At 65.1% G+C, this 1,740-nt stretch carries 1 protein-coding gene; it reads left to right on the plus strand.

The features are described from left to right. A partial coding sequence (locus tag ACW62_RS32720; RefSeq protein ID WP_205629761.1) for a hypothetical protein occupies window positions 1-1,696 on the plus strand: 1,696 nt, incomplete at its 5' end. Window positions 1,697-1,740: the final 44 nt, after the last annotated feature.

Genomic DNA, 1,740 nt, shown 5'->3' on the forward strand with positions numbered 1-1,740 from the left:
TCGGACTCACTCATCCAGCGAGGCTGGCCTCGGACCGCCGAGTCTGGGGCTGGGCAAACCTGCTGGTGGCGGGCAGTGTGTGGTGATGGCGGACACGGTGACGGTGAATGATCTGCTCGACGGCCATGCAGCGCTGGATATTGAGTGTCTGGATCGGATCTACCTGAACGGGTATGTGCCGAACCTGCAGGTGGGCGGGCAGGTGGTGACGTTCCTGACCAGGCATCTGGGGTATCCGATCCCGTCGCCGGCGGTGTTCGCTAAGCTGGGGGCGTCGTTCCGGGCCGCGGTGGCCACCTTCGCCCGGGAGAAGCAGATTCCGGTGGTGCGGTTCGGTAAGGATGACCGCAAGATCGACGTGATGCGTCGGTATGTCGACAAGCAGGCGGCGACCGGGGAGTCCGGGGTCGCGGCGATCGGAGTCGCGCAGGAGTTCCAGAACGTGTTCGACGCCGCCCAGCGTGACGTGGGGACTGGGGTGCCGTGGTTCTCCTTCTACAAGACCGACCGCCGGGTGAGCTGCTTCTACTTCTACCTGTGGGACGCCGACTTCGGTCCGGCGTTCATCAAGGTCTGCGCCTACTTCCCGTATCCGATCAAGGTGTGGGTGAACGGGCACGAATGGGCCAAACGCCAAGCCACCCGGGCCGGGATCGGGTTCACCGAGCTGTCCAACGGGTTCGCTGCATGCGAGGATCCCGCCGGCCTACAGGTGATCTGTGATCGGCTCGGCCCAGCCCAGATCGAGGCGTTCTTCGAGTCCTGGTGCACTCGGTTGCCGTTGCCGCTCAACGGCACCGATCGGGCCGCCGGGTACTGGTGGGAACTGTCGATGCGCCAGATCGAGATCTCCAAGACGATCGTGTTCGACGCGCCGCGCCACGCTCGTGCCTTCTTCGAGGCGCTGGTCGCGGACAACCTCGATGTCGGTCGCCCCGACACCGTGGAGCTGGTCTTCACCGGCAAGCACGAGCGCCGTGGACACCCACGCAAGCAACCGTTGACGTTCAAATCGAAGGTCGTCACTCGCGACACCGAGGTTGTGGTGAACGCGTTCTACAAGCACTCCCGGATCAAGCAGTACCTTAAGGACGGCCGGGCGCTGCGGATCGAGACCGTCGTGAACTCCCCAGACGATCTGCGCTGCCACCGCCGTCTGCAACACCTGAACGAACTGCAGGCCAAGGCCCGTGACGTCAACGCCCGGCTGCTCGATACTGAACGAGTCGGGCAGGGTTGTGTCCTTGCCAGCCCAGCCTTTGAGCGGGTGGCGCTGCCATCGGTCATCGATGGCAGGAGGGCCCCAGCCCTACGGTTCGGCGACCCCCGGGTCATGGCCCTGCTCGGCGCCCTGTGTGTCGGCCTCAACGCCCTCGGGTTCACCCACCGGAGCCTCCGCGCCCAGGTGAACCGCCTGCTCGGCAGCGCCTACACCGCCAACCAGATGAGCTATGACCTGGGCAAACTGCGCCTGAACGGGCTCATCGAACGCCGTGAGCACACCAACACTTACACCCTCACCCCCGACGGGCAACGCGTGGCGATCTTCTACACCAAGGTCCACCACCGACTGCTGCGTCCGCTGCTCGCCGCCGACCAGCCGCCAGCACCGGCCGAGTTACGCACCGCCCTGGCCGCCATCGACCAGCACGTCCACGGCTACATCGACCACGCCCGACTGGGAACGGCCGCCTGAAACTCAAGATCAACCTCAGAGTTTGGGAAACCTAGCAGCGCTAG

Origin of the sequence: Jiangella muralis (genome assembly GCF_001270745.1) — a bacterium.
In the GTDB taxonomy this organism is placed as follows: Bacteria; Actinomycetota; Actinomycetes; order Jiangellales; family Jiangellaceae; genus Jiangella; species Jiangella muralis.